Source organism: Streptomyces sp. NPDC055966, from assembly GCF_042269865.1.
Lineage (GTDB): Bacteria > Actinomycetota > Actinomycetes > Streptomycetales > Streptomycetaceae > Streptomyces.
The window spans coordinates 73,549-93,810 of the sequence record NZ_JBHJYK010000013.1 but is presented as its reverse complement, the minus strand read 5'-3'; the positions used below and the strand labels follow the sequence as shown (position 1 = coordinate 93,810).

The window sequence follows — 20,262 nt, the reverse complement described above, 5'->3', positions numbered from 1 at the left end:
GGGCTTGACCTGCGACGATGAGGCGACGCACGGTGGGCTCGTGGGGAGCGGCGACCTGCGGGACTCCACAGGCGCCCTCCCGCGTTTCCACGTGACCGGACAACTCGCGGGAGCGCCGAGCCGGTCATCGGCAGGCGAGTAAGGACAGAAAGGGGCAAAGGTGTCGGGGTCGAACGGCTCACTGTCCCGTAGCGGTCTGCGCGGCCGAGAGCGCGAGCTCGGAGAGCTTCAGGCACTGATCGCCTCGGTGGCCCGCACCGGAAGCGGCGCCTTGGCCCTGCTCCAAGGGGAACCCGGCATCGGCAAGACCACGCTGCTCACCGAGGCCGTCTCCCGGGCCAGGGCGGCGGGATTCTCGGTCGGCCTCGGCAAGGCCGACGAGTTGCATCACATCGTGCCGCTGTCGTCGTTGGCGGCCAGCGTCCTGCACGGCGACCAGCCACTGCTGTCCGGCGTCGACTTCGCCGATCTCGCGCGGAATCAGGATCAGCGGATCTGGCTGGTGGAGCGCCTCGCGGAGGCGATCGAAGCCAGAGCCGGCAGGGTGCCGGTCCTGATCGCCCTGGACGACGTGCAGTGGGCCGACCCGCTGAGCCGGTTCGCCCTGAAGCAGCTTCCGGCACGCCTGCGCACCTCGCCGGTCCTGTGGATGCTGGCCGGGCGACCGGATCCCACGGGGCCGGCGAAAGAGATCGTCACAGCCGCGGCCGGCACGCTCCCGACGGTCACTGTGTCCTTGGGGCCGCTGTCCTGCGCGGCCATCAGCCAACTGGCCGACGACACCCTGGGGGCAGCCGTCGACGAGCGGGTCCGTGACCTGCTCGACGGGGCTGGAGGGAACCCGTTTCTCGCGGTCGAGATGCTCACGGGACTGGGTACCGCCGAGGCCTCGGGTGATCTGGTGCCTTCCACACTTGTGGTGGGTGTGCGCGGCCGACTCAGATCCCTGCAGCCGAGCACCCTGCGCTTCCTCCAGATGGGAGCCGTGCTGGGGCGCAGGTTCGGCTTCCATGACGCAGCCGCGCTGTACGGCCAACCGCCCGCCACGCTGATCCCTGCGCTGGAGGAGGCGATCCGCGCCGGACTTCTGGACGACGACGGCGACGATCTGGTCTTCCGGCATGATCTGCTGCGCCAGGCCGTCTACGTCGACATCCCGCCGTCGGCCCGGAAGGCTCTGCACCGCGAGGCCGCCGGCCACCTCGTCTCCGCGGGCCGCCGCCCGACCGACGCGGTGCCGCACATCCTCAGGGGCGCCCTGCCCGGGGACGAGGAGTGCGTGGCACTGCTGCGGCGAGCCGCCGAGGACGTGCTGCCGGTCACGCCCGGCCTCGCGGCCGACCTCATGACGCGCGCCCTGGAACTGGCGCCGTCCGCAGGGTCGCTGAGGTTCGACACGGGTGAGCAGGCGATCCTCTTCCTGACCCGGGCCGGCAGGAACCGAGAGGCGCTGTCCGTCGGCGACCGGCTGCTGGCCTCCCGACCGCCGCTGGAGGTGTTCAGCCGGTTGCAGGCCGCCCTCGGCGGGACGCTGTGGAACCTGGATCTCGCCGAGGAACTGCGTCGCCGGACCGAATCGGCCCTCGGAATCGGGGGCGCGGCCCCGGAGGTCGCGGCGAGGCTGGCCGCCCTGCGGGCGCTGGCTCTGTCCCGGGGACGTGATCTTGTCGCGGCGCGTGAGGCCGGTGAGACCGCGCTGCGGGCCGCCACCGCGACCGGTGACCGGGAGGCGCACGTCCTGGCCCTGTCCGGGCTCGGCGAGATCGCGCAGAACGCGGGTGACAACGCGGTCGCGCTGGGGCGCTTTGCCGCGCTCAGCGCCCTCGATTCCGGTTTCCTTCCCGAAGAGATCGTCGCGCACCTGCACGTGGACGACTTCGCGTCCGGTGAACGGCTCCTCCTGCGGGCAGCGGACGACACCGGGTCGATGCGTCAGGCGATGATGCTGTGGGCGCAGGGTCAGTACGACCTGGGACTCGGCCGGATCGATGACGCCGACGCCGACTTCGCGACCATGGAGCGCCTGGAAGACGACGTACAGACACCCGTCCAGCAGGTGAACGGTCGCGTGATCCGCTCCCGGATCGCCCTGCTGCGCGGCGACCGGGAAGCGGCGCGGGAGCACCTGGTCGCGGCGCGGGAACGACTGGTGGTCAAACCGAACCCGGGCAACACGGCCGCGGTGCGCTTCCTGGAGGCGGTCCACGCAGAGGCCGACGGGGACATCGGGCTCGCCGTCGACAAGATCCGGCAGGTACAGCAGGAAGGTACCTTCATGCGTTGGCGGCTGTTGCGCGACTGGGTCGACTGCGCGATACGCATGGCCCTGCGCGGCGCCGAGCACGAGCTCGCCGAGGACCTGGCAGCGCAGGCCGGGGCCCACGCCGCGCGCAACCCTGCCGTGCCGACCGCCACGGGCATCGCGGCACAGGCCCTCGGGCTCGTGAAAAACGATCTCGCCATGCTCGAACACTCCGTGGAGCTCCTCAGGGCAGGCTCTCGCCCGTTGGTCCGGGCCGCCGCCTGCGCCGATCTGGGACAGGCGCTCCTGACGGCGGGCCGCAGACCTCAGGCGGTGGCCGCCCTGGCTCAGGCCCGTGACACGTTCGCCGAGTCAGGCGCCCACGCCGCGGCGGCGCGCCTGCAGCGCGATCTGGACGGTGCGGGGACCGGCAGCCACAGGGCTGCGACCGCACAGCGCCCCGTCCAGGGATGGGGAGCCCTCACGGCCTCGGAGAAGAAGGTCGCGCGCCTGATCGCCGACGGCCACACCAACCGGTCGGCCGCCGACGTCCTCGTCGTCTCCCCGCACACGGTCAACACTCACCTGACCTCGGTCTTCCGCAAGTTGTCGGTCAACTCCCGGGTTCAGCTGGCCAACCTGGTCATGGCGTTGCCCGACAACTGATCGGAGCCACGGGTGATTGGTACGTTCGCGCGATGCCCGCCGTACCCGGACCCACTTGGCTGGGAACCGAACTCGATCGGAGGGCACCGCCATGCCACCTGTCCCCCCACAGCCGGCCATCGTGCTTGTGCACGGCGCGTTCACCGATGCCTCGTCCTGGGCGAGGGTCATCAGCCTTCTCCACACCGCCGGACTGACCGTGCGCGCCCCGGCGAACCCGCTGCGCGGCCTGGCACAGGATGCCGCCTCCATCAGGAGTGTGGTGCGCGACATCGATGTCCCCGTCGTGCTGGTCGGCCACGACTACGGCGGCGCGGTCATCACCCACGCCGCCACCGACGCCGACAACGTCGTGGCGCTGTGCTACGTCGCGGGGTTCGGCCTCGACACGGGCGAGAACGTCCTGGACATCACGCACCGCTTCGCCCCCGTGCCGGTGGCCGACGCGACCATCACCGCCGCCCTGCCCACCCAGCTACCCGGCGGCCCGGACCGCGAGCTCTACATCCGCAGGGAACGGTTCCCGCAGGTGTACGGCGCCGACCTGCCGTCACGCGTGAAGGATGCGATGTCCGTGGCGCAACGTCCGATCGCCCACAGGGCGCTGACCTCCAGATCGGGCCCGCCGGCATGGGCCTCCAAGCCGTCCTGGTACGCCATCGCGACCGCCGACCGGATGCTCAACCCCACCGCTCAGCGCTTCATGGCACAGCGCATGGCGGCCACCGAACACATACTGGACGGCTCGCACGCCGTGATGCTCTCGCAGCCCGCCGCCGTCGCGGCGATGATCCGGGAAGCCGCCGAGCGGGGCCGTGGTCGCGGCGACGTCGACGTGCTTCGACAGGCCTTCTGAGCAGGTGAAACCCTGTAACATGCAGGCGAACGGAAGCTGCTGGTATGGACGGCCTTGACGGCACCCCTGCAGTTCGCCCACCCTCGCGACACGGACCGCGCACACGGACGTCACGTCACTCGGTAAAGGCACCAGCATGATCTCACCGGCCAGACCGCCTGCGCGTCGGATCGCCGCCCTCCTGGCCGGAACCATCGCCCTGGTACTCACCGCCACCGGGTGCGGCGGCAAAACCGGTGCCGGGTCCGCCCCGGGCAAGGTCACCTCCATCACCGCGCTCGACTACTACACCGACGAATCCGAACACTCCCAATGGGGCGAGGTGCTCAACTCCTGCGGCAAGAGCGCCGGTGTGCGGGTCGAGCAGACGAGCGTTCCAGGGGCGTCGCTCGTCCCCAAGGTCCTTCAGCGGGCGTCGTCCCGGACCCTTCCCGACCTGCTGATGCTGGACAACCCCGACCTCCAGCAGATCGCACAGACCGGCGCGCTGACCCCGCTGGGCCAGTACGGCGTCGACTCCGGCGGCTACGCCAAGGGGATCCTGTCGGCGGGCACCTACAACGGGAAGGTGTACGGACTGGCCCCCTACGTCAGCACGATCGCCCTCTTCTACAACGAGGACATGCTCGCCAAGGCCGGTGTCGCCGTACCGAGGACCTGGGACGAGCTGAAGACGGCGGCGGCCCGGCTGACCCGTCCCGGACGCTACGGCATGGCGGTCGACGCGAACGCCACCTTCGAGGGCACCTGGCAGTTCCTGCCCTTCCTGTGGTCCAACGGCGGGGACGAGAGGCATCTGGACACCCCGCAGGCGGCGCAGGCACTTCAGCTGTGGGTCGACCTGGTGAGGAGCGGGTCCATGTCGAAGTCGGTGCTGAACTGGACACAGGCCGACGTCCACGATCAGTTCGCCGCCGGCAGGACGGCCATGATGATCAACGGTCCCTGGCGGATCCCCGCCCTGGACAAGGACAAGAACCTGCACTGGGGAGTGGCCCCCATCCCCGTCCCCCGGACGGGGCAGACCGCTGTCACACCGCTCGGCGGCGAGGTGTGGACGCTCCCGCAGAACGCTTCCAGGGCCCGGCAGGAGAAGGCCGCCCGGGTACTCGCCTGCCTGAACAGCTCCTCGACCATGCTGGCCCTGGCCGAACAGCACTTCACCGTGCCCTCCCGCCCGGCGGTGGCCGCACAGTACGCCGAGCAGGTCCCGTCGATGGCCGCCTTCGCCAAGAGCGTGGAAGCGGCACGGTCCCGTACCGGCGAACTCGGCGTCAGGTGGCCCAAGGCGGCGACCGGCATGTACACCGCGATCCAGTCCGCGCTCACGGGCGAGCAGACACCGCAGGAAGCCCTCAGGCATGCGCAGCGGATCGCGACCAGCAACTGACCCGCGCCTGTGGGAGCGGCTGGCCCAGTGGATGTTCCTCGTGCCGGCCGCGGCGTACCTGCTGCTGTTCTTCGGCTACCCGATCGTCAAGAACGTCGTGATGAGCTTCCAGCAGTACACGACCACGACGTTCTACACGGGCGCCGCTCCGTTCGTGGGACTGCAGAACTACGCGAAGATCCTGGCCTCGGACCTGTTCGCCAAGTCCCTGCTGACGACGGTCCTGTTCACCGCCGGCTCGCTGTGCGGGCAGTTCGTCCTCGGCCTGGGCTTCGCCCTGTTCTTCCAGCGCCGCTTCCCGCTCGGCGGCGTTCTGCGCTCGCTCCTGTTGCTGCCGTGGCTGCTGCCGCTGGTCGTCTCCGGAGCGACGTGGAGGTGGATGCTCGACCCCGACACGGGAGTCGTCAACGCGGTGCTGCGCGCCCTCCACCTCTCGTCGTCCGGCGTCCCCTGGCTCACCGGCACCTCACAGGCACTGGTGTCGGTGATCCTGATCAACATCTGGATCGGGATCCCCTTCAACACCGCGATCCTCTACGGCGGTCTCCAGGACATCCCCACGCACCTGTACGAGGCGGCGAAGCTGGACGGCGCCGGCCCGGTGACGTCGTTCCGCCATGTCACCTGGCCACTGCTGCGGCCCGTGGTGAGCGTCGTGCTGGTGCTGGGCGTGGTCTACACGATCAAGGCGCTGGACATCATCCTCGTGGTGACGGGCGGCGGACCGGCAGACGCCACGGAGACCCTCGCCACCCAGTCCTACGAACTGTCCTTCCAACAGTTCGAGTTCGGGCGCGGCGCCGCGACGAGCAACGTACTCATCGTCATCTCGCTCGCCTTCGCCCTCGTCTACCTGCGCGCCAACCGTCGCGCCCGGAACGTCGAAGAGGCGATCACGTGAAGCGCGCACCGGGCCGTGGCCGGCTCTCCACCATCGTCGGGGTCGTCCTGCTCGCGCTGATGCTGTTTCCCGTCTACTGGATGGTGAACGCCTCCCTCCAGCCGACCGGCAACACGCTGCGGGGAGACTGGTTCCCCTTCCACCCGGACTTCAGCGGTTACGCCACCGCACTGCGCGATCAGGGACGCAACCTCGTCACCAGCCTCGTCGTAGCCCTCGGCAGCGTCGCGCTCAGCCTCGGGCTCGCCGCGCCGGCGGCCTACGCGCTGGCCCAGCTCCGCATCCGCGGAACCAACCTCGTGCTCCTCGGCATCCTGGTCACACAGATGGTGCCGGGCATCGTCGTGGCCAACGCGCTCTACAGCGCCTACAGCGACCTCGGGCTGCTGAACTCCTACGTCGGTCTGATCCTCGCCGACTCCACCGCGGGGGTCCCCTTCGCGATCATCATTCTGCGTGCGTTCATGCGGAACATTCCCAGGGAGATCATCGAGGCCGCGCACCTGGACGGCGCCGGCAGGCTGCGCGTCTTCCGCTCCGTGGTGCTCCCGGTGAGCAGGAACGCGTTGATCACCGCCGCCGTCTTCACCTTCCTCTTCACCTGGAGCGACTTCCTCTTCGCCCTCACACTCACCACCACGGAGACCGTTCGGCCGATCACCCTGGGCATCTACCAGTACATCGGTGCCCACACCAACCAGTGGAACGCCATCATGGCCACCACGGTCATGGCGTCCGTCCCCGCCGCCGTACTGCTCGTCGTCGCTCAGCGCTACGTCGCCGCCGGTGCCACCGGCGGAGCCGTCACGTGAGGGGCGTCTCAGTCCGGCACCCCTGATCTAGCGGATTCACGCGATGTGCCGGCCCAGGCCGGCTGACACGGTGATCTGGAAGGCACACCGGGTCTTCGCCTGTCGATCACGATGCCAAGGGGGCCAGATGTCCGTCGTCCTTTCCACCGCGGCGCTGTCCGCAGCCGACCGGATAGAGCGCTGGCATGAAGCGGTGTCCCAGACGTTCGTACCGCTCGATGTCAATATCCTGGAGGAAGATCCGTCGCCAGGAAGAATCGTCACCCACCAATTGGGTGCCACACAGGTGTCGGACGTCCAGGCGGGGGCTCAGGAGGTGACGCGCAGCAAGCGCCTGATAGCCCGGGGCGGGAGGGAATACCTCATCGTCACGCTTCAGCGCAGGGGCAGCGCCGTCAAGGAGCAGGACGGGAGAGAGTGCCTGATAGAGCCGGGAGATTTCTCCATTTCTGATTCGTCTCGGGTGTTCAGAAAGAAGGTGGAGGGCGAGTTCTGCTTCACCTCCTTTCAGTTTCCCCGGAAGGATCTCCGCGTGCGGGACGAGGACCTGCAGGCGTTGACTGCGAGAGCGTTCTCGGGTCGTGACGGAAGTGCCGCACTGGTGTCGACCTATTTCGCGCGCATGGCGCGCGAAGCAGCGGGCTTCGACGACTTCGTCGGCCGTCAGTTCCTCGCCACCGGGCTCGACCTGCTGGCACTGTTCATCAACGAGCGATGCGGCCGCTTCAGGCCTCAGGCTCCTGAAAGCGCCGCGGCCATGATGGTGCGAGTGAAGGACCACATCGTGCGGAACCTCTCCGACCCGGACCTGTCACCCACCACGATCGCCGCCGCTCACTTCATTTCGGTGCGCTACCTGCACAAGTTGTTCCAGTCGGAGGGAACCACCGTCGGGGAGTGGATCCGGACGGAGCGACTGGAGCGGTGCCGTCGGGATCTTCTGCGGTCCCCGGCTCTGGGACTCGGGGTGGCGACCGTCGCCCGGCGCTGGGGGTTCGTGAGCCCCAGCCATTTCAGCCGTGTTTTCCGTGCCGCTTATGGCATAGCGCCGCGCGACTGGCAGATTCACGGCCTGTCGGGTGAACGGCGCACGGCTGGGTAACATGCCCGGGACAGAGCTGGGCGCCGGTACCACTGCCCGGTTCTTTCTCGTGCCATATTCCATGCATTCCGAGACAAGAGGGCCCGACTCCGGGATTTTAGGATTATTCCAAGGAAATCCGCTCCCGCAGCCCTTGTTGGGGAATGAAATGATCCAGCCTGAAGCCTCGGTCATATCCATGGTGACCGTGCTCGTCAGTGTCCCGGACGAGCTGCCTGCCCCGCTGCCCGCGGAGCTGCACTACGACGTGTCCGACCCCTACGCCGTCCGACTCTCCATCGGCGCACCCGAGGCTCGACCCGTGGACTGGGTGTTCGCCCGCTCACTGCTCACGGAGGGCCTGCGCCGGCCTACCGGTGCCGGGGACGTGCTGGTGATTCCCCGTCACCGTTGCCGTCCGAACTCCGTGCGCGTCGTCCTGCGGCCCGCCGCCGGTGCGGCGCTGATCGACATCGCGGAGTCAGCGGTCGCCGCGTTCGTGCAGCGGACGGTCTCGCTCGTGCCTCCGGGCACGGAGAGCCTTCACCTCGACATCGACCGTGCCCTCGCCGAGCTCACCGACAGGCGGGACTGAACCGGCCTGGGCCGAGGACGCCGGAGACGACGATGCCAAGGACGAGGGCGTCACCCCGACGTGTTCATGGCGTCGGCGGTCTCCTCCGTCTCCGGCACCACGGCGCCCGCGGCGGCATCGAATGCGTGGGTCACCTCCGGTGCCGTGCCCTTCACCAGCAGGCGGCGGGCCCGCTCCTCGTACCGGCGGTCGGTCGCCGTGAGCCGGCCGTGGTGCTGGGCGAGATGCTCCGACCACGAGGCGACCAGGTAGTTCTCGATGAACCGCTCCGGGTCGTTGCCGTCCTGGTAGAGCCCCCAGGTGAGGGCTCCCGTACGCCGACGTGAACGGGCCACGTGATCCATGCAGTCGGTGAAGGCGGACCGGTTCCCGGGGCCGACGCGGTAGACGACCGAGACCAGCACGGGGCCGTCGGCCGGGCCGGGCTCGAACACCAGGGGCGGAACGGGCCAGTGGTCGGACGGGGTCGGGTCGATGGCCCTCGTGTCATGCAGCGGCCAGCGGCGCACGGTCACCGCGCCGGCCAGGAGCAGCCCGCTGCCGGCCAGCAGGGAGACGGTCAGCCCGAGTCCGTCGGCCAGTGCGCCCCACACAGGTGCCGCCAGGGCCTGCCCACCCTGAAAGACCAGCAGGTACACGGCGAGTCCCCGGGCCCTGACCCAGCCGGGCAGCCTCGTCTGGAGGGCGGCGTTGAGGGTGGACAGCACACCGATCCAGGCCAGCCCGGCGGGCAGCAGCACGACCACCGCGAGCCAGAGGGTCCGGGTCGTCGCCAGTACGGCCAGCACTCCGGCGAAGACGACGGTGCCCGCGGCGAGCGTGCCGCCCGCGCCGAGAGCCCTACGGACGGCCGGCAGTACGAAGGCCCCGCCGACGGCACCGACGCCGACCGCGCCGAGCAGCAGCCCGTACCCTCCCGAACGCAGGCCCAGGGAGCGGCTCGCGACCAGGGGAAGCAGCGACCACAGCGCGCTGCCGGCGGGTATGAACAGCACCGTACGCAACAGGACTCGACGGACGCCGGGCGCGTACCACACGTAGCGGCGGCCGGCGTGCAGGGCCGTCAGGAGCTTCTCGCCCTGAGCTGCGGGCGCCTGAGCCGGAGGGCGCCTCCAGAGCAGGAGAACGGCCGCGATGCCGAGGTAGGACGCGGCGTTGAAGGCGAAGACCCAGCCCGCGCCCGCTGCCGCGACCACCGCTCCGCCGAGCGCGGGGCCGAGGGCGCGGGCCAGGTTCATGTTCACGGCGCCGAGCGCGGCCGCCTGTCCCAACTGGCCGCGTTCCACGAGCTCGGGCTGGATCGCCTGCCAGGCGGGGCCCATCAGAGCGGTGCCGCATCCCAGCAGGAAGGTGAGGCCGAGCAGAAGCCCCGGGGTGAGTTCATCCGCGAACGCGAGCACCGCCAGCCCGGTGGAAACGCCGAGCATGGCGAACTGCGCGGCCAGCAGCACCCGGCGACGGTCGTACCGGTCGGCCAGGACGCCCGAGGGCAGGGCCAGCAGTACGAAAGGGAGGCTGGAGGCGGTCTGTACGAGCGTCACCAGTGCGGCATCGTGCCCGACCAGCAGCCACTGCGCGCCCACGGTCTGCATCCAGCTGCCGATGTTGGAGACGAGTTGCGCGACCCACAGCGCGCGGAAGACGCGCGCCGCGAACGGGGCCCAGGCCGAATCGGGACGTGGGCGGTCTTTCGGTGGCCGTGCAGCACTCATGCTGATCCCTGCCGGAGCCGTGCGGGCATGAACGAGGGCAACCATAGGAGCGATCGGTGAAATCCGGTTGACCGAGAGCGCACCGCCTGTGGCCTCTGAGCGCGTTGCGCTGCGGGAACACGTGCCATGCGCCGAGAGACAAAGGACGCCCGCCAACCGGCCCTACGGTGCCCCCAGGACTCGCTCGACCAAGGGGAAACACCATGGCATCGCCCGCAGTGGTGGAGATCTCACGATGGCAGTTCGCCATCACCGCCGTCTTTCACATGAGCTTTCCCGCACTGACCGTCGGACTCTCCGTCTTCCTGGCCGTGATGTACACGGTCCACCTCAGGACCGGGAATCCGCTGTACCTCCAGATATTCCGTTTCTGGAAGAAGATATTCGCAGTCGGATTCGGCCTCGGCGTGGTCGCAGGAACCGTCATGACCTTCGAGTTCGGCCTCAACTGGGGAAGTTACGCCCACGCGGTCGGTCCGATCCTGGGTGTCACGATCGGCATGGAGGTCATCACGGCCTTCTTCCTGGAGGCCGGCTTCATCGGCATCATGCTGTACGGCGACGGCCGGGTACGCCCACGGACCATGGCGCTGGCCTGCTGGATGCTCGTCGTCGGCACCCTGCTGTCCACGACCTGGATCCTGTCCGCCAACAGCTGGATGCAGGACCCGGCCGGCTTCACCGAGGTCGACGGCCAGTTCCGGGCGAGCAACTGGTGGCACGTGCTGTTCAACCCGGCGTTCACCTACCGGTACCCGCACATCCTGCTGGCGGTGCTGATCAGCGCCAGTTGGTTCATCGGCGGGATCGCCGCCTGGTACCTCGTCAAGCAGCGAGCACTGCCCTTCGCACGCCGCACCCTGTCCATCGCCCTGGGAGTACTGGCGATCCTGATGCCCGTACAGCTGTACGTGGGCGACGCCACCGCCGCGTTCATGGGTGTCCACCAACCCGCGAAACTCCAGGCCTTCGAAGGCAACTGGAAGACCGACAACAACGGCTACAACCTGCTCGTGGTGCCCGATACGGACCAGGGCGAGAACAAGTTCCACGTCGAGATCCCGCACCTGGGCGCCGTCATCGGAAAGGACCTTTCCGGAAAGGCACACGTCCCCGGACTGCTGCAGACACCCAGGAACGAGCGCCCCAACATGTGGTCCGCCTTCTACGGCTTCCGGGCGATGTACTTCACCGCCCTGGCGATGTTCGGCATGGCCTTCGCCGGACTGGTGCTGCGGCTGCGCGGCAGGCTGTACACCGCCCGGCGGTTCCATCGGCTGATGGTCTGGATGGCGCCCGCCGGTGTCGTGGCCATCAGCGGTGGCTGGATCACCGCCGAGACCGGCCGGCAGCCCTGGGTCGTCTACGGCCTGATCCGCACCAGCGACGCCGTCTCGCACCTCTCCCTCGGCGCGGCGATCGCCGGCCTCACCGGCTTCGTCACCGTCTACGCGCTGCTGCTCGGGCTGTGGATCCGCTACATCGTCCGCACGGTGCGGACCGGCCCCGAGCACCTGGTGACCGATGCCGGCGCCACTGTCCACTCCACGGAGACCAGCCATGCTTGAGTACGCGTCATACGCCTTGGTCCTGCTCGCACTCGGCGCCTACGTCCTGCTCGACGGCTACGACCTGGGCATCGGCATCCTGAGCCTGTTCGACCGCAGCGACCGGCGGCGCAAGGAGTACAACGAGCTGATCGCGACTGCCTGGGACGCCAACGAGAGCTGGATCATCCTGGCGGGTGTGGTGCTGTGGGCGGGCCTGCCCGGTGTCTACGCCACCGTGCTGCCCGGCGTCTACCTGCCGCTCATCCTCATGCTGCTCGCCATCGTGCTGCGCGGCACGGCCATCGAGCTGCAGAGCGCCGCCCCCGGCTACCGGCGCGGCTGGGGCCTCGTCTTCGGAATCTCTTCGCTGGTGGCGACGGTGTGCCAGGGGCTCGTGGCCGGGGCCGTCCTGTCCGGACTGCCCCACCACGGCGGGGAGTTCGCCGGAGGAACCTGGCACTGGCTGACGCCCTACAGCGTGCTGTGCGCCCTGGGGCTGGTGGCCGTGTATCTGCTGGCGGGTGCCGCATGGCTGCAGGACAAGACCACGGGAACCGCCCACGAGTGGGCGGGCCGGCTGGGGCGACCGCTGCTCCTGGCGGTCGCAGTGGCCGGCCTGGTCCTGGGATTCGGGCTCCGGCTCGCCGACCCGCAGCCCCTGCGCCTCGACCAGCCGCTCCGCGCGACGTTGTTCGGCCTCGCGGTGGCGGTGGCCGTGGTCTGCGCGGCGATCGCCTGGTACGGCTTCGGCCGCCGGCCCGACTGGCGTCCGTTCGCCGCCGTGGCCGGTACGGAGGCCGCGGGCCTGCTCGCGCTCGTCGCCGTCACCGCACCCGTCGTCGTCCCGCCCGACCTGACGGTGCACGCGGCCGCCGCCCCGCACGGGTCGCAGCTGTTCCTGCTCATCGGTGTGGGTGGGTGCATGCCGGTCGTCCTGACCTACAACATCTACGCGTGGTGGGTCTTCCGAGGGAAGTTCGCCCGGCCACCGGCCTCCACCGCCGCAGCCGGCCGGCCGTCCGACACCGCGGTTGCCACGGGGCAGGCCGCGGCGGTGGTCTCGGCCGCGGGCGACGGTCCATGGGCGGTGGTCGTCGCCCGGCGCGTACTCCTGAGCCTTCTGGCCGTCGCGGTGGCCGCCGTCTCGCAGGACGTCTTCGGTGGCGTGCGGGTGTGGATCGGCCCGGTCGGTGTCGCCGTGTTCGCCGTGACCGCGCTGGCCGTGTGGATCCGGTCCGACCGCCGCTCGGCGGCCGTCGGCGAGTTCGACCTCCAGGCAGCCGACCAGTGACCGTGACCGACATCCCCGGCCATCTCGACCGCCTCGGCCGGGACGACGCAGGGCAGCAGCGGGCGGCGGGACTGCTCACCCGATGGGCGGCGGTCGGCGAACCCGCGTTCCGGCGCGCCGGCACCCTGCGCGGACTGGCGGCCGCGGGTCATGTGCTGTGGGCGGCAGGGATGGGCTGGACGGCGCAGGCCGCGCTGCGGGCCCCGCACGGGGGTGTGGCCCTGGCTGCGGTGCTCTCCGGTGCGGCCCTGGTCGCCGTCGGGCTGCTGCTGCGCGCGGTTCTGCTCGCGGCGGCCGACCGAGTGGCCGAGGACGGGGCGGCTGCCGTCCGGGACCACCTCCGAGCCCGCCTTCTCCTGGCCGCACTCCCGTCCACGGGCACGCCCGCCGAGGAGGTGTCCGACGCCGCTCTCGGTGAGGCGCTGGACAGCGAGGTGGGCCGGCTGAGCCCGTGGCTGACGACATACGTCCCAGCGCGGCGGGCGATGCTGCTGGGCAGCGGCGTCATCCTGGCCGCCGTCCTGGTGGGCAGCTGGGCCGTCGCGCTGATGCTGGTGCTGGCGACCCCGCTGCTGCCGTTCAACCTGAAGGTGATCGGCATGGGGACCCGTGCCGCCGTGCACGCCCAGCTCACCGCCACCCGGAGGCTGAGCACCCATCTGCTGGACCAGTTGCGCGGGCTGCCCACGCTCGTCGGCCTCGGAGCCGGTGCGGAAGCGGTACGCGCGACCGAGGCAGCCGACAGGGAACTGGCCAGGCGCACCAACGCCGTACTGCGGGTGGCCTTCCTCTCGACCGCCTGGATCGAGCTCCTCATCACGGTGGCCATGGCCGTCGTCGCCACGTACTGCGGGCTCGCCCTGCTGGGCTACCTCGACCTGCCGGTGGTCCCGTCCACCATGAGCCTGGGCACCGCGCTGTTCGTCCTGGTCCTGACCCCGGCGTACTTCGCGCCCGCCCGGGAACTGGCCCGCGGCTACCACGCCCGTGCCGAGGCCTCCGCGGCGGCCGAGCTGATCGCGGAGATCATCGACCGGACCGCCGTCACACCGGCCGCCGGCCCGCCGACCCGTGTGCACGCCCTGCGCCCGCCGGGCCCGGCCGGTGTGCTCCTGGAGCAGGTGACGGTCCGGTACCCGGGTCGCGACGACGCGGCCCTGACCGACGTCACCGTCACCATGCGACCGGGTTCCATCGTGGCCGTCAGCGGGCCCAGCGGCGCCGGAAAGACCACGCTGCTCTCCGTGGCGGCAGGTCTGCGGGAACCGGACCGCGGGCGGTGCGTGCACACCATCGGTTCCGCGACCCTGCCCGCCTCACCGGCCATGACGGCATGGGCCGGACAGCCCTCCTACCTCCTCCCGGGCTCATTGCGCGACAACCTGCTGCTGGCCCGGCGCGGCGTCGGCGACGAGCAGCTGACCGCGGCGTTCACGGCACTGGGCTTCGAGGACCTGCTGGCCGCACTCCCCCAGGGACTGGCGACCGCGGTCGGTGAGCGCGGCCGGGGGCTGTCCTCCGGGCAGACGCAGCAACTGGTCCTGGTCCGGGCGCTTCTCCACGACACACCGCTGCTGTGTCTGGACGAACCCACCGCCCATCTGGACCCGGACGGCGAGGCCCGGATCATCGGCGCCATCCGGACACTCGCGCGCACTCGCACCGTGCTGCTGACGACCCACAGCCCGGCGCTCCTCGACATCGCCGACGACATCGTGCGGTTGAGCCAGGGACGGGTGTCCCGGATCGGGGAGACGCGGTGACCGCGTTCAGGCTTCTGTGGACCGCGGCGGACCACCGGGCACGCCGCGACCTGCTGTTCGCGGCGGTGCTCGCCGGGACCGCCGAGCTGTGTGCCGCCGGTCTGCTGGGGGTTTCCGGCTGGTTCCTGACGTCCTGCGCGGTGGTCACCGCGCAGGCGAACACCACCTGGTCGTGGATGTACCCCTCGGGGACGGTCCGCGCTCTCGCCCTGGGCCGCACCGGTCTGCGCTACTCGGAGCGCCTGGTCAGCCACGGCGCTCTGCTCGGTGCGACCGTCTCGCTGCGTTCACGGCTGGTCCGCGCCGCGACCACCGTGCCGGCACGCGAACTGCGCACCCACCGCGACGGCGCCCTGATGGGCCGGCTCACCAGCGACGTCGGCGCGGTGGGCGGGATGGCCGGCCAGGTCGTCCCGCCGCTGGCCGGGATCGGCCTGACCGCCGCCGTCGTCGTCACTCTGCTGATGGCGGCGAGTTGGCCGTCGGGTGCGGCCGAACTGCTGCTGCTCGCGCTCTCCGCGGCCACGGCAGTGACGGCGGAGCGGCGGACCCGTGGCCATCGGCGGACGGCCGCCGAAGCCTGGGCCACGGCCCGCTCCGCGCTGCTCACCGCGCGCTCCGCACTGCCGGAACTGCGCTGCCTGGACGCGGTCGGCCTGGTCCGCGATCAGGTCGCGCACGCCGTCGCCCGGGCCCGGCAGGCCGAGACCGCGGCCGAGTCGCTGATGCGCCGGTCCAAGCTGCTGCTGCGGCTGCTGGCCGTGACCGGCCAGACGGCGGTCCTGGTGCTGGCGCTGTCCGGTCCTGTCCTCACGCAGTCGGCTGCCGACGCCATCGGCGAGGTGCTGCTCGTCGCGGCCGCGTACGAGCTGATGGAGGCGCTCCCGCACGTGCTCCGCGACCACGGCCTGGCCACCGACGCCGCCCTGCGGCTGACGGACCTGGCGCACCGCGTCCTCCCGGACGAGCCGTCGGCCATGTCCCCGTCGCAGTCGCCGCTCCCGGGCGCGACAGGAGCACCCCTGGTGGCCCGCCATCTGCCCGTGGGCGTCGGCGACGACCGCACCCGGTGGTCCGCGGTGATCGAGCCCGGCAGCGTCGTCCTGGTCACCGGACCCAACGGCAGCGGCAAAAGCACCCTGTTGGAGACCCTGGCCGGGCGCATCTCCCCCGCCGCTGCCCGGTCGGTGCTGCTCGACGGCGTCCCGGTCGAGTCCCTGCCCGCCCATGCGATCGCCGATCGCCTCACCCTCGTCGAGGCGGAGGACTGGATCGCCGACGCGACCATCGCCGAGAACCTCCGGCAGGCCGCCCCGGACGCGGACGACGACACCCTTCGGGCCGCGCTGGCGGCCGCGGCCTTGGAGCGGTTGCCTCTCGACACCCCGACGGGCCCCCTGGGCCATGCGCTCTCACAGGGTCAGCGACGCCGCCTGGTGATCGCGAGAGCGGTCCTGCGGACACCGGCGGTCCTCCTGCTCGACGAGCCGACGACCGGCCTCGACGCGCCTACGGCGGTGCGGATGCTGACGGGCGTGCGTCGCGCCCTGCCGGACAGCGCCCTGGTGATCGCCCTACCGGACCGGCACGACGACCTGATGCCCTTCGCCGCCGCCCAGGTCCTGCGGCTGAAGCCCACTTCCCAGGCGGCAATCGTGGATCAGCCGGAGGTGCGCTGAGAGACATCCCTTGGCGAAACGAGCGACGAGGGAGAAAAGCGAAGCGGATTGGCCAGCCGACGCCGCGTGCTGCGGCATGGACCGTTCCGTTTTCTTCTCTCCCCACGGTGAGCGGGGCGCTCTCTTCGCCAAGGGCTCACGCGAGCCTTACGGCGCATGGGGCGGTTGTACGGAGGCGGAGCACCAGAGCGGCACTGCGGCACAGATCTCGACGATGACTCCATGACGGCTTCCCGCAAGGACACCGACGACACGGCGGCCTGCCGGCCGGGCTCGCCACGGAGGAAGCCGTCGCGGGACGGGAGTGGCCGGCGCTCGTAAAGGACCGGGTGCGCTACCCGGGAGAGGCGCTGGCGGTCGTCCTCGGAGAGGACCGGTACCGGGCCGAGGACCGGGTCGCCGAGGTCACCGCGACCATCGATCCACTGCCCGCGGTGGTGACTGCCTCCGCGGCGCCGGACGACTCGGTCCGGCTGTTCGACGGGCTGAGCGACATCGCGTTGCGGGTCGAGGCGGGAGAGCCCATCGCCCCGTCGGTCCGGCGGGACGCCGAAGCCGTCGTCGAGGCCACGTACCGCCAGAACGCGCTGATGCCGAGCCCCATGGAATGCCGCACCGGCTGCGCCGTGCACTGGCCGCGCTGCTCGGCTGGTCCACCGACCGGATCCGCGTCGTCGTCCCGGACACCCGCGCCGCGGTCGCCTCCGCGCCCAGCCTCGACGTACAGGTGCCGACCTGCCCCGAGTGGACGCTGTTCGATCTGGCGCAGCACATCGGCGAGGGGCGCCGCGACCGGGCCGCCACCGTCGCCGCAGGGCCTGCTCCGGCCAAGTCCGCAGCGCAGGGCGCCCCGGCTGCGCCTCGGGAGCGCGAGGCCCTGCTGGCCTGGTTGGCGGAGTCCACGGAGCAACTGCTGGACGCATTACGGAAGGCCGGCCCGGATCGCGGTTGCTGGACGTGGTGGGGGGGACGTCGCAGTCGCCGCAGACCTCCGGTGCCGTAGCTCGGCACCAGCTCCAGCAGATGGCGGTGCACACGTACGACGCCCAGATCACCGTAGGTGCCCCGCAGCCGCTGCCGGACGAGGTGGCGCTCGACGGTGTCGACGAGTTCCTGTCCACCTGCGTCGCAACGACAAGTCCCTGGCCGCACAAGCCCGCTGACGTCGACTTCCATGCCTCCGAGGGCCGCTCCTGGCGCCTCTCGCTCTCCGCCGACGGCGCACGGACCGCCCGCCTTCCCGGGCCCGGCACCATGCCGGCCACCGCTGCCGGCCAGGACCCGGACGCGGCCACCGCCTTCTTCTCCGCTCGGGGCACGGCCAGCGAGCTGGTCCTCGTCCTGTACGACCGTATCCCGATCGACTCCCTGAAGCTCGACGGCGACCGACGTCTCTTCGAGCAGCTCAACGCCTGGGACCCGGATGAGTAGGACGTGACGATGCGCCACCTCGTACGCCCCGGGGCACGCCTCCCGCCAACGGCTACAACCACCGGGAAGGGCCGCAGCCCCCTGGAGATCACCTAATGAGTCACGAGCCTTCAACGACGACTACGACGCGCACGACAACGCGCTGCCCCAGGCCATCGGCGCCCAGTTCCTCGAAGCCCGGCGAGGTGCGCGACGCCCTGCGCGAGGCCTTCTCCCATGAGGGGCCCGGTCGGCGAGCCGGACGCGTCAGGTGCCCTCGTGGGGCGAGCGGTGCCGGTCTCAGGACGGTGACCGGGTCCAGGCCGGGTCGGCGGCCGAGAGACGGTGGGTGGTCACGGAGACGAGGGCGAGGAGCAGCAGGGCCAGGCCGAGGGTGAGCACGAGGTGGCCGTGCAGCACCAGTTGGGCTCCGGCGAAGGCGCCGAGGAGCATCGCCAGCACGGACAGGATCCGGCGGCCGGGCCGTGGCGCCGCACCGCCGGCGGGGGTGGAGTCCGCGGCCAGTCCCGTCAGGGTCAGGGTCAGTACGGTCGTGGTGAGGTCCGGGACGCCGAGGCGTCGGGCGACCGCGTTCTGCAGGCCCATGCCGAGCCCGAGGAACACGATCAGGGTGTACTGGACCGCAGTGGTGACCCGTCCGTCGGTGACCGCGGCGGCGGCCACGGTGACGGCGACCAGGACCGTCTGCACGGCGGTGGCCGTTTTCAGCAGGTTTCCGCGGTGCGTCGCGAACCGGGTGCCGAGCCTGCCCCCGGTGAGCGCGCCGAGGAGGAACGCCGCCAGCGCGACGACGGAGGCGAGCGCGGAGAGGTTCGCGGCGCCGACCAGCGCGAACCCGAGAAACACCACGTTGCCGGTCATGTTGGCGACGAAGACGTGCCCGAGCGCCAGATAGCTCACCGCGTCGACCAGACCGGTGACCACCGTGAGCGTCAGCATCAGGGGAGGCAGCGGGCCGTGGCGGTCCTCTCCGGTCGGTACAAGTGTGTGTACCGCGTCATTCAGCAGCCTGCGCATGCTGCTTCCTTTCCGTTGTGGCGGGCGGACGGTGCAGCACGACGCGGGTGAGCAGTCCGCTCACCGGGCCGGCCACGATCGCGGGGAGGACGACCCACAGCGGCCAGGGGGTGACGCCCAGCACCTGGTCGAACGACCACCGGCCGGGCCCGGTGAGAGCCAGCGCCGCTGAGACCACGACGAGGACCATCGGGTACTCGTAGCCGTCGTTCTGCACCCACAGGCCCTTGGGCCGTTTGACGGTGCCCGCGACCGTCATCACCCCCATGGCCGCCATCGCGGCCAGAGGCGTGAGCAGTCCGGCGCTCAGGAACAGGCCGGCACCGATCTGACTGGCACCCGCGACGATCGCGGTCAGCCGACCGCCGCGGAACCCGTCGTGGCGGAACTCCTCGGTCCCGCCCGCCAAGCCGTGACCTCCCAGCCGGAAGCTCACCTTCTGAACTCCGTGGCCGGCGATGAGGAGTCCCGTCACCAGCCGGAGGACCAGCAGTCCAGCGTTCATCTTCTCCTGCCTGTTCCTGACACTCTGTCCCTGACTGCTCTGTGAAGGCGCGGGGATCAGCCGGCGGCGTGGGCCCCGATGACGGCCTGCGCGTAGACCACGCCGAGACCGTAGGTTCCGCCGTGCTCCTTCACCACGTCCATGACCGACATGTAGGTCTCGCCGCGGGCCCAGTCGCGCTGGAGCTCCAGCAGCACCTGCACCCAGGTCACCGGGACCGCGCCGCCCTGGACCATGCGCTGGACGGCGTGCTCGTGGGCCTGCGGGCTGACGCCGCCGGACGCGTCGGTGACCACGTAGACCTCGTAGCCCTGCGCGAGGGCGGAGAGCACGGGCAGGACGACACAGACCTCGGTCCACAGGCCGGCGATGACCAGCTTCTTACGGCCGGTGGCCTTGACCGCCTCGACGAAGTCGACGTCCTCCCAGGCGTTCATCGTGGTGCGGTCGATGATCTTCTGGTCGGGGAAGACCTCGGACAGCTGCGGCAGGATCGGGCCGGAGAAGGACTCGGCGGCCACGGTGCTCAGCACGACCGGCACGTCGAACGCCCTGGCGGCCTTCGCCAGGCCGACGGTCGAGTTGATGATCGCGGTGCGGTCACCGCTGCCGGTGCCGAAGAACATCTGCGGCTGGTGGTCGATGAAGAGCACCGCGCAGTTGTCGGGGGTGAGCAGGTCGGGGCTGGGGGCCGCGGTGACCTCGGAGACGTTGACCATGACAGTGGCCTTTCCATGTGTGTGGTGATCGCGGACGGGCGTCCGCTGTCCA

At 70.7% G+C, this 20,262-nt stretch carries 15 protein-coding genes and 1 pseudogene; 12 read left to right on the top strand and 4 right to left on the bottom strand.

Going from position 1 to position 20,262, the window contains the following annotated elements; genetic code table 11:
- Positions 1–160 precede the first annotated feature (160 nt).
- The 7 genes from ACFC8N_RS26625 (at position 161) to ACFC8N_RS26595 (ending at position 8,543) form a co-directional block, all read left to right on the top strand.
- On the top strand, positions 161–2,908 hold the full coding sequence (locus tag ACFC8N_RS26625; protein ID WP_376290408.1) for an AAA family ATPase: 2,748 nt from the start codon (positions 161–163) through the stop codon (positions 2,906–2,908).
- Between the two features lie 91 nt (positions 2,909–2,999).
- Positions 3,000–3,764 (top strand): alpha/beta fold hydrolase, encoded by a 765-nt coding sequence (locus ACFC8N_RS26620; protein ID WP_376290407.1) that lies wholly within the window; start codon positions 3,000–3,002, stop codon positions 3,762–3,764.
- Positions 3,765–3,900: 136 nt separating this feature from the next.
- Complete coding sequence (locus ACFC8N_RS26615) at positions 3,901–5,154, top strand: extracellular solute-binding protein (RefSeq protein WP_376290405.1); 1,254 nt, start codon at positions 3,901–3,903, stop codon at positions 5,152–5,154.
- Positions 5,126–6,055 (top strand): carbohydrate ABC transporter permease, encoded by a 930-nt coding sequence (locus ACFC8N_RS26610; RefSeq protein ID WP_376290402.1) that lies wholly within the window; start codon positions 5,126–5,128, stop codon positions 6,053–6,055. Before ACFC8N_RS26615 ends, ACFC8N_RS26610 begins: the two co-directional genes overlap by 29 nt.
- Positions 6,052–6,867 (top strand): carbohydrate ABC transporter permease, encoded by an 816-nt coding sequence (locus ACFC8N_RS26605; RefSeq protein WP_376290399.1) that lies wholly within the window; start codon positions 6,052–6,054, stop codon positions 6,865–6,867. The genes ACFC8N_RS26610 and ACFC8N_RS26605 overlap by 4 nt, the downstream gene beginning before the upstream one ends.
- A 127-nt stretch (positions 6,868–6,994) precedes the next feature.
- Positions 6,995–7,969, top strand: coding sequence for a helix-turn-helix domain-containing protein (locus ACFC8N_RS26600; RefSeq protein WP_376290398.1), 975 nt, complete (start codon positions 6,995–6,997; stop codon positions 7,967–7,969).
- Between the two features lie 148 nt (positions 7,970–8,117).
- A complete protein-coding gene (locus tag ACFC8N_RS26595; RefSeq protein WP_376290395.1) occupies positions 8,118–8,543 on the top strand; it encodes an SsgA family sporulation/cell division regulator in 426 nt (141 codons plus the stop codon).
- 50 nt (positions 8,544–8,593) lie between these two features.
- Here ACFC8N_RS26595 and ACFC8N_RS26590 read toward each other — a convergent pair whose 3' ends face one another.
- Positions 8,594–10,255, bottom strand: coding sequence for an MFS transporter (locus ACFC8N_RS26590; protein ID WP_376290392.1), 1,662 nt, complete (start codon positions 10,253–10,255; stop codon positions 8,594–8,596).
- Between the two features lie 203 nt (positions 10,256–10,458).
- Here ACFC8N_RS26590 and ACFC8N_RS26585 point away from each other — a divergent pair, with 203 nt between their 5' ends.
- From ACFC8N_RS26585 to ACFC8N_RS26565, 5 genes and pseudogenes are all read left to right on the top strand, one after another.
- Complete coding sequence (locus ACFC8N_RS26585) at positions 10,459–11,823, top strand: cytochrome ubiquinol oxidase subunit I (RefSeq protein WP_376290390.1); 1,365 nt, start codon at positions 10,459–10,461, stop codon at positions 11,821–11,823.
- The gene (locus ACFC8N_RS26580; RefSeq protein WP_376290387.1) at positions 11,816–13,096 is read left to right on the top strand and encodes a cytochrome d ubiquinol oxidase subunit II; all 1,281 of its coding nucleotides are present in this window, start codon (positions 11,816–11,818) and stop codon (positions 13,094–13,096) included. The genes ACFC8N_RS26585 and ACFC8N_RS26580 overlap by 8 nt, the downstream gene beginning before the upstream one ends.
- On the top strand, positions 13,093–14,859 hold the full coding sequence (locus ACFC8N_RS26575) for an ABC transporter ATP-binding protein/permease (RefSeq protein WP_376290385.1): 1,767 nt from the start codon (positions 13,093–13,095) through the stop codon (positions 14,857–14,859). The genes ACFC8N_RS26580 and ACFC8N_RS26575 overlap by 4 nt, the downstream gene beginning before the upstream one ends.
- On the top strand, positions 14,856–16,538 hold the full coding sequence (locus tag ACFC8N_RS26570) for an ATP-binding cassette domain-containing protein (protein ID WP_376290382.1): 1,683 nt from the start codon (positions 14,856–14,858) through the stop codon (positions 16,536–16,538). Before ACFC8N_RS26575 ends, ACFC8N_RS26570 begins: the two co-directional genes overlap by 4 nt.
- A gap of 631 nt (positions 16,539–17,169) precedes the next feature.
- A pseudogene (locus tag ACFC8N_RS26565) lies at positions 17,170–17,969 on the top strand (maleylpyruvate isomerase N-terminal domain-containing protein).
- Between the two features lie 279 nt (positions 17,970–18,248).
- Here the strand turns inward: ACFC8N_RS26565 and ACFC8N_RS26560 are convergent.
- The 3 genes from ACFC8N_RS26560 to ACFC8N_RS26550 are packed head-to-tail and all read right to left on the bottom strand — an operon-like array spanning position 18,249 to position 20,210.
- Positions 18,249–18,986: a YoaK family protein gene (locus tag ACFC8N_RS26560; RefSeq protein WP_356030799.1), complete on the bottom strand. Its 738-nt coding sequence runs from the start codon at positions 18,984–18,986 to the stop codon at positions 18,249–18,251.
- Positions 18,967–19,491: a DoxX family protein gene (locus ACFC8N_RS26555; RefSeq protein WP_376290379.1), complete on the bottom strand. Its 525-nt coding sequence runs from the start codon at positions 19,489–19,491 to the stop codon at positions 18,967–18,969. Before ACFC8N_RS26555 ends, ACFC8N_RS26560 begins: the two co-directional genes overlap by 20 nt.
- Positions 19,492–19,547: 56 nt before the next feature.
- Positions 19,548–20,210, bottom strand: a complete 663-nt coding sequence (locus ACFC8N_RS26550; RefSeq protein WP_362819857.1) for a hydrolase — start codon at positions 20,208–20,210, stop codon at positions 19,548–19,550.
- Positions 20,211–20,262: the final 52 nt, after the last annotated feature.